The organism is Candidatus Finniella inopinata, from assembly GCF_004210305.1.
Lineage (GTDB): Bacteria > Pseudomonadota > Alphaproteobacteria > Paracaedibacterales > CAIULA01 > Finniella > Finniella inopinata_A.
This window is the reverse complement of sequence record NZ_SCFB01000021.1, coordinates 1-6,558: the sequence shown is the minus strand read 5'-3', so window position 1 is coordinate 6,558 and position 6,558 is coordinate 1. Positions and strand designations below refer to the sequence as shown.

Here is a 6,558-nt window from a genome sequence, read left to right as displayed (position 1 = left end):
AACTCTAAAATCCCCAAAACGTTCCGGTAAATCACGCCACGGAATTCCAGCTCGATATCGATATAGAACGGCTTCTAGGAGACCATCTCAAAGTTGGGGGTCAGGTTTTAGGACTGGATTTCTAGGTTTCTATAGAGAGTTGAGGAATGAACATTCAGGGTTTTGGCTATTTGCTTAATAGATTTTCCTTCTGAGAATAAACGTGAGGCTAGATTTTTTTGTTCTGGGTTTAATTTAGAAAGTCGGCCAAATTTGACCCCTCTTTCTTTTGCTGAGTGACGCCCTCTGGAGGTTCTTTCTATAATCAGCTCTTTTTCAAACTCAGCAATACCTGCGAAGACTGTCATAACCATACGTCCTGCCGAAGAAATCGTATCAGCCCAAGGTTCAGAAATAGACCGAAAGTGGGCCCCTGCCTGATGGATTTTGTCAGCAATCTCCAATAACTTTTGGGTGGAACGAGCCAGTCTGTCTAAACGCCAAACGATAATCCCATCGTTTTCTCGTAAGTTTTCCAGCATTTTACCAAGTTCTTTTCTTTCTCCATGATCTCCCGAAACTTTTTCTTGGTAAATCTTTTTGCAGCCAGCTTCTTTTAAAGCTTGGAGTTGAAAGGTTAACTGTTGATCTTCGGTAGAGACCCTAGCGTACCCAATTTTCATAAAACCCTTAAGGAGAAATTTCCATTGCAAAACTTATAGCAAAATTTTTCTCTTTTGCATCAGAGGAAAGCAAGTCTTTTCCTAGGCAATCGAGGAAGCTGCAATAGTTAAGAGTTTTGCAACGGTCTAATCGAAAGGGAGATCAGAATGCATCGTCAAGAGTTTCCAGAAATTTACCAATTTCGGATTTACCTGAAAGGAATCAGCCCCTTAATATGGCGACGTCTTCTGGTGAAAGGTAGCAGCAGCCTCTCTGACCTTCATTATGCTATTCAAATTTCTATGGGGTGGGGAGATTACCATCTCAACCGATTCATTATTTGGGGCAAAGACTATGGCGTTTATCACGATGGAGGAATCAATTTTTCAGATAATCCAAAGAAGGTTTATTTGGCTGATTTTCAGTTTAGGATTAATGAAAAATTTGTTTACGAATACGATTTTTCTGATGGTTGGGAACATGAGATTCGCCTTGAAAAGATTGTGCCTTTCGATCCCAAAAAGACATACCCTCTTTGCATCGGAGGACGGTATGTCTGTCCTCCAGAAGACTGCGGCGGCCCCTTGTCTTTTATGAAAATGAAAGATCATTATTCTCTTTGGACGATTGAAGAGGAACTCAAGGAGGCCATAGAGCAATACCAAGAAGAGGAAGATTGGGATTCTTTTCAAGAAACCGCAAAGGAATTGAAAGATTGGTATTTGGTCCTTTATCAACCCTTCAACCGTAACAAAATTAATACCCAGCTGCGGCGTTATTTTGATAGCCAACATAAAGATCAATTAACCGTGGAGGAGGTTCAAGATGAAGATTAAAATCCAGTTCGTCACTGATAGGGACAATCAAAGTATAACAGAAGATATAATTTGCCTTGAAAGACAAGAATTATCGGCAGAAACGCTGGGGCTAATCTTAATGGAAGCGAAGAAAATAACTGCAGAAATCCAGAAAAAGATGGTATACCATCAAATAAAAGACTTCGTTTCTCAAAACCGTTTTTGCTCTTGCTGTGGCACAGCCCGTTCTATTAAAGGGTATCATCCTTTAGTTTATAGAACTCTCTTTGGTAGGCTTGTCCTCAAGAGCCCCAGAGTCTTAACGTGTCAATGCCAACCCCAATCCCAGCCTCACTATAGCTTCAGCCCTTTGTGTTCTGTCTTGACAACCCACATATCTCCTGAGTTGAGTTACTTGGAGGCTAAATGGGCTTCGTTGATGTCCTATGGAATGAGTGCGAAACTTTTAGAAGAGGTTCTGCCCTTAGAAGCCCACCCTGCTTCTATCTTTACCAATCTCCAAAAGGTATCCACTCGTTTAGAAGCAGAATTGGAAGAAGAAAAACTTATCTTTATTGAAGGATGTCAACGAGATTGGGATCAGCTGCCTAGACCAGGCACTCCGCTCACCATCAGCTTAGACGGTGGCTACGTCCATGCACGAGAAGGCAATAACCGCAAAGCTGGATGGTTTGAGGTTATTGTTGGAAAGAGCATGCAGGAGAAACAAAAACCGAAAAGATTTGGATACGTCACCGATTATGAAACAAAACCCAAGCGAAAACTCTATGCCATGTTGCATAACCAAGGTCTTCAACTTAATCAGGACATCACCTTTATAACAGATGGGGGTGATACTGTTCGTGATCTTCCTCTTTTTCTAAGCCCTCGATCTGACCATATTTTAGACTGGTTTCACATAACTATGAGGATAACCGTTATTAAGCAAATGGCAAAAAGTGTCATGGGAGGAGACTTGCCAAACTTTGAAAAGAGGCTAGATAGGATAAAATGGTTTCTTTGGCATGGTAACGTTTTCAAAGCTTTAGACATCTTAGAATCTTTAGATTTTGAACTTGATACTGAGGTGTTTGCTGAGGGTAAAGACGCTAAGAAACATAAGAAATATAAGCTTTACCAGAGCGTTGACGAATTTTATAAGTACATTGAAGCGAATAGTACCTTTATTCCCAACTATGGTGAACGGTATCGTTATGGAGAAGCGGTTTCATCAGCCGTGGCGGAATCAACGGTTAATGAAATGGTTAGCAGGAGAATGGCTAAAAAGCAGCAGATGCGATGGACAAAAGAGGGAGCTCATGCCCTTCTTCAAGTGCGAGCACAAACGCTAAATGATGAACTCAGTGATTCTTTCAAAAGATGGTACCCAAAAATGGTCCAGAGTAATGCGATCTCCCTACCTTTGGCAGCGTAACCCCCAACTTTGAGATGGTCTCCAAAATTTGCGACAGCATGTTTTTTTCTAATGACTATAAATTGACTATGTGATAAACGCTTACCTAGTGATAATCAACTGAGAACCTGTCGTTTATGAGTGACCAGACCGCTCTTCAATTGAAACGATTCGTAAAAGCTGTCTCTCATAAAGATTATCTTGGTGTTCAACGTCAAACGATTGTCTTTTCGTTCTGGTTTCATAAGAACAATTTGGATCTACGAAATATCGTGTGGTTTCGTCATGTAAATCAGGATTCCTGGTAATTTATCCTTTCTCTTCGGATCTCAAAAACCCGCTCAATATGTATTGAGAAAGAGAGGGTTATTTTTTTATTTATTCTCGAAAGGATAATGTTATGCGTTTAGCATTAAAAATTTTTGCATGTATATGTACTACTAATTATTCTGCTTTTGCCTCCTCAGCTGCTTTAGATCCAGATGATTTGGTCTCTACGCCTCAAAAACTTAAAACGAGTCAACAAAATTCCTTAAAAACTGCTGAGACATTAACTCATGATTCTTCTGGCCTTTCAGAATTTTTACAAAAAATAGTTTTGGGAGATAAGCCACAAGAACAGCCTTCTCCCCAAGCACAACATAATGTAGCTACTCCTCAAAGTGCTCCTACTAGGCTAGAAGCTAGAATACAAAGCCCAACAGCTGACACACTAACCACCCCAATTCGTCCTACCAGTACAGCAACTGCTGCTGCACCAGCTACAGCTCCATTGCCCACAAGGAGACATGAAAGACAAGTGTATCAAGATCAGATAAGCGTTTCTAGTGGATTCTTAGCTCCGCATAAGCGGGAGTATATTTCTAAGAGAGCTCATATTTTGCTTAGTGATTTTAAGGATGACTATATATTTAGAGGAGAATCGGTTATTGATATTACGGGTCTTTCGGCGCGTGCCAGAATTTACCTTTTGTCGTCAATAACTAATTTTAAATTAAATTTTCTTGGTGATCCTAGATGTTGGACTGAGAAGACAAATACTTTCACAAATAGACAAAAGAAACAGGTAACTTATATCGAACACATTGATAAACGACCAACAACATTTCAGATTGGAAGATTTTCTTATAAACTAGAATCCGCCCGCACAAAGAATAAAACAGGCGGTGGAAGATTATTCGGTTTGATTTCACAAGAAGGCGCAGAAACGTATCTCCAAATTCAAGATAGATTTCAAATGCAAGAATATAGAAGGAATATTGTTTCATTTATTCAAGCTCTTCTAATACAAAAAAAAGACGGTCAGCCAATATACAGGTATATAAAAAATGAGTCTACTAAAGTTCGCGAATTGTTGGAAGAAAGAAGCCGATTTTTAAATGGGTTTAATTTGTTACTGGACTTTGAAGTCTCAAGACGCCTTACTTCAGGAGATTGTTACGGGAATTTACCCGTTATCAGTTATTTAAAACCATTAATTAGTCGTTTGGATAATGAGTTGTTTGTTAAACATTGTTTTGACAATTTATTTTCTGGAGATGAAAGAGAAAACACTGCCAGAAGCATATTAACAGAATACCTTGACATGTTTCAAACTCTCCCTTTAATTCGGAACGACCTTAGCTATTTACATGCTGATGATGAAGATTCGGGAGACGATTATTCTTAAAAAAAGCTCATTCCTCCTTAAGATTACAATAAATTTAGAAGTTAACCTCGAGGAGGGTTGAACTCATAACTTAAGAACTGTAATATAATAGAGTTATGCTTTGATAATTAATTTGATATGGTTGAAACAGATTTGTCTCAAGAATGTAGTAAGTATGTCAGAACGGTATTGCATTATTTTTGAGAGTTATGAGTCTTCAGTTGATCAATAGGTATCTTTAGAGACCATGCAAATCTTAGGGGTTGCCCCCGAAAGCTTAGGTTTATGCATGCATTGAATATAGTCTTTTTTTGGGTGGAAAAGCATGTTATTTATTTAACGGTTCCTTTGTAGTCTACTCACGAATACGGAGACCCCGAAGATTTGCACGGCTTCTGTATTAAAGAACACAACCGATAAAATTGGAATATTTTTCAGGAAAATACAACACAAAAAATCGGAAAAATAAGGGGAATTTAAGGCACCATAATATCAAAAACAAAAAATATGTTTAAAAAAAACCTTAATGAGCGTAAACTCAGCTAAAGTAAACTCAGCTAAAGTAAACTCAGCTAAAGTAAACTCAGCTTCAGGAAATTGGGGAGAGTGTAATGAAGAGGTTGAAACGTTCTCTGGTTCTTGGTGGTATTCTTTTGGCCTCAGCAGCGGCTTTCAAGCCCGTTCAAGCTTCGTCTGCGTTATGGGAGATCTCTGCTTCTTCCTTGCGGAGATGTTACGCACCTCTGCGGGCTTCTCTGTTTTCAGTTCCCAACAGATTGTTCAGCTCTTCAGAATTCCGTACAGGTAGGTATGCACAAATCACGGAGGATGTCGTCTTTAAACGTATCATGCATAAAGAGGCTATTCGCAATTCTTTCCTAAGCGCTGTTTTGGGACAACCCGTCAGCCCCATTCTAAAGTTTTGGATACGTCTTTGAATCCTATCAAGGAATTTGAGAGCCTAAGAAAAGTTATTAATAAAAGTGAGATTGGAGATTTGATGAAAGAGATCTCCTCAGGCGAAAAGAAGCCCCAGATTAAAAATCTCAAAACGAACAGAAGCTTGCCGAGCCTTGAAAAATTTTTGGGGGAACTGGCCCTTCATTATCGCCAACTTTTGCATGCAATTCCTCAAGCCGAACGAAACACGCAGCTTGATCTTGTTTGTGAAACCCAGGATGGACTGGTTAATATTGAAGTCCAGGTTGAACCCCAGAACTTCTGGGATATTCGCATTTTGTCTCATGTATGTGGTTTATTCCAAAAGCAATTTCCACGTTCTTTCGGGTGGAGTGAACTCGAAAAGGACCCTGATATCAGCAAAAAAGTTCGACGGGCTATTGGTGTGAGTATTTTTGAAAAGGCGCCTGTTCATCAAAGTGGTGTTCACGATCTTTTGCCTTGGTATGACGCGAAATCTTAGGAGAAAGAGGAGCTAAGACGACATCTTCAATTAACGGAGCAAACCAACAAAACGGTGAGAAGGCCTGGGATCGAATTTTTTGACTTTAATTTGGAAGCTGTTTCTTCGCAGAATCCGTCCCTTTTGCAGCAACCTGTTGAATTGCAAGAATGGTTAGATTTTTTGGCCAAAGCCCATTATAAACAGCCAGATGAAATTAAAGTTTTGAAAACCCCATAACTTAAAGAGGCGTACCATATGGCGGAAATGGACAGCTGGGATGAAAAATTGAAAGCTGAATATAAAGAACAACAAGCGAGGCGCTATAACATTTCTCATTATGTTAAGGGAGAAAAACAGCAAGCTAAAGAAGAAGGGGAACAGAAAGCAAAGATGGAGATGGCTTTAAAAATGTTAAGAAAAAAGATGTCTGATCCAGACATCTTGGAGATTGCCGGAATAACCCCTGAGCAGTTAGACGAAATTAAAAGAGGTAAGAACAAATAAAAATAAGGGAAGGCGTAATTTCAAAAATTTCGCTAAAAAAACATTCTTTCTGCCCCTTTATCTGCGATCTTATAATCTTTCTTATGGAAACCGGAGGCAGAAAAGAGGAAACATTTTCCTATCCTCTGGTTAAACTTATACTCTCAAA

At 39.3% G+C, this 6,558-nt stretch carries 8 protein-coding genes and 1 pseudogene; 7 read left to right on the top strand and 2 right to left on the bottom strand.

The window, feature by feature from the left end:
* Together EQU50_RS07860 and EQU50_RS07855 are read right to left on the bottom strand one after the other, a co-directional pair.
* Positions 1–78 (bottom strand): annotated as a pseudogene (locus EQU50_RS07860) (IS5/IS1182 family transposase); the annotation flags it as partial.
* A 29-nt stretch (positions 79–107) separates the two neighbouring features.
* On the bottom strand, positions 108–662 hold the full coding sequence (locus tag EQU50_RS07855) for a recombinase family protein (protein WP_130154573.1): 555 nt from the start codon (positions 660–662) through the stop codon (positions 108–110).
* A 147-nt stretch (positions 663–809) separates the two neighbouring features.
* On the opposite strand from EQU50_RS07855, the gene EQU50_RS07850 reads away from it, so the two are divergent.
* From EQU50_RS07850 to EQU50_RS07825, 7 genes are all read left to right on the top strand, one after another.
* A complete protein-coding gene (locus EQU50_RS07850; protein WP_130154572.1) occupies positions 810–1,478 on the top strand; it encodes a plasmid pRiA4b ORF-3 family protein in 669 nt (222 codons plus the stop codon).
* Positions 1,468–2,874, top strand: a complete 1,407-nt coding sequence (locus tag EQU50_RS07845) for an ISKra4 family transposase (RefSeq protein WP_130154571.1) — start codon at positions 1,468–1,470, stop codon at positions 2,872–2,874. Before EQU50_RS07850 ends, EQU50_RS07845 begins: the two co-directional genes overlap by 11 nt.
* 379 nt (positions 2,875–3,253) lie before the next feature.
* Positions 3,254–4,522 (top strand): hypothetical protein, encoded by a 1,269-nt coding sequence (locus EQU50_RS07840; RefSeq protein WP_130154570.1) that lies wholly within the window; start codon positions 3,254–3,256, stop codon positions 4,520–4,522.
* 599 nt (positions 4,523–5,121) lie between these two features.
* Positions 5,122–5,439 (top strand): hypothetical protein, encoded by a 318-nt coding sequence (locus EQU50_RS07835; RefSeq protein ID WP_130154569.1) that lies wholly within the window; start codon positions 5,122–5,124, stop codon positions 5,437–5,439.
* Positions 5,440–5,501: 62 nt separating this feature from the next.
* Positions 5,502–5,924, top strand: a complete 423-nt coding sequence (locus tag EQU50_RS07830; protein WP_130154568.1) for a hypothetical protein — start codon at positions 5,502–5,504, stop codon at positions 5,922–5,924.
* Between the two features lie 54 nt (positions 5,925–5,978).
* Positions 5,979–6,143, top strand: coding sequence for a hypothetical protein (locus EQU50_RS08405; RefSeq protein ID WP_165380399.1), 165 nt, complete (start codon positions 5,979–5,981; stop codon positions 6,141–6,143).
* Positions 6,144–6,161: 18 nt separating this feature from the next.
* The gene (locus tag EQU50_RS07825; RefSeq protein ID WP_130154567.1) at positions 6,162–6,410 is read left to right on the top strand and encodes a hypothetical protein; all 249 of its coding nucleotides are present in this window, start codon (positions 6,162–6,164) and stop codon (positions 6,408–6,410) included.
* Positions 6,411–6,558: the final 148 nt, after the last annotated feature.

Bases quoted from the DNA above. Each gene is read 5' to 3' on its own strand.
- EQU50_RS07825 (WP_130154567.1), top strand. From the start codon at position 6,162: ATGGCGGAAATGGACAGCTGGGATGAAAAATTGAAAGCTGAATATAAA.
- EQU50_RS07845 (WP_130154571.1), top strand. From the start codon at position 1,468: ATGAAGATTAAAATCCAGTTCGTCACTGATAGGGACAATCAAAGTATA.
- EQU50_RS07855 (WP_130154573.1), bottom strand. From the start codon at position 662: ATGAAAATTGGGTACGCTAGGGTCTCTACCGAAGATCAACAGTTAACC.
- EQU50_RS07830 (WP_130154568.1), top strand. From the start codon at position 5,502: ATGAAAGAGATCTCCTCAGGCGAAAAGAAGCCCCAGATTAAAAATCTC.
- EQU50_RS07840 (WP_130154570.1), top strand. From the start codon at position 3,254: ATGCGTTTAGCATTAAAAATTTTTGCATGTATATGTACTACTAATTAT.
- EQU50_RS07850 (WP_130154572.1), top strand. From the start codon at position 810: ATGCATCGTCAAGAGTTTCCAGAAATTTACCAATTTCGGATTTACCTG.